The sequence below is a fragment of the Vibrio sp. Hep-1b-8 genome, assembly GCF_006124995.1.
Classification (GTDB): domain Bacteria; phylum Pseudomonadota; class Gammaproteobacteria; order Enterobacterales; family Vibrionaceae; genus Vibrio.
This window is the reverse complement of the sequence record NZ_QEWN01000081.1, coordinates 1-640: the sequence shown is the minus strand read 5'-3', so window position 1 is coordinate 640 and position 640 is coordinate 1. Positions and strand designations below refer to the sequence as shown.

General features: G+C 47.5%; 4 tRNA genes and 1 rRNA gene. All 5 read left to right on the top strand.

Annotated elements, in window-relative coordinates:
* Nucleotides 1-74 (top strand): 16S ribosomal RNA (locus DA100_RS08420); the annotation flags it as partial.
* Nucleotides 75-161: 87 nt separating this feature from the next.
* Nucleotides 162-237 (top strand) — tRNA-Glu (locus DA100_RS08415).
* 2 nt (nucleotides 238-239) lie between these two features.
* Nucleotides 240-315 (top strand) — tRNA-Lys (locus DA100_RS08410).
* Between the two features lie 14 nt (nucleotides 316-329).
* Nucleotides 330-405, top strand: a tRNA-Ala gene (locus DA100_RS08405).
* Nucleotides 406-418: 13 nt separating this feature from the next.
* Nucleotides 419-494: transfer RNA gene (locus tag DA100_RS08400), tRNA-Val, on the top strand.
* Nucleotides 495-640 lie beyond the last annotated feature (146 nt).

The window sequence follows — 640 nt, the reverse complement described above, 5'->3', positions numbered from 1 at the left end:
CTTTGTGGTTCATGACTGGGGTGAAGTCGTAACAAGGTAGCCCTAGGGGAACCTGGGGCTGGATCACCTCCTTATACGATGATTATTGCGATGAGTGTTCACACAGATTGATGGTTTATGTAGTTTAAGAGAAAGAACATCCCCCAAGATGTTCACTTAGTGTCCCGTTCGTCTAGAGGCCTAGGACACCGCCCTTTCACGGCGGTAACAGGGGTTCGACTCCCCTACGGGATACCATTGGGTCGTTAGCTCAGTTGGTAGAGCAGTTGACTTTTAATCAATTGGTCGCAGGTTCGAATCCTGCACGACCCACCATTTTCTCAAGATATGGGGCTATAGCTCAGCTGGGAGAGCGCCTGCCTTGCACGCAGGAGGTCAGCAGTTCGATCCTGCTTAGCTCCACCATTCTTGATTCGATGGGCGATTAGCTCAGTTGGGAGAGCACCTGCCTTACAAGCAGGGGGTCACTGGTTCGAGCCCGGTATCGCCCACCATCTTTAAGCATACTTGCTTGAGTGTTCTTAAAAATGGTTTCGAAAGAAACTTGCTCTTTAACAATTTGGAAAGCTGACGAATAACAACAATCCCCATATCTTTGATATGCGTTGTTATTCAAATTAAAAGTTCTCAAATCCTAACT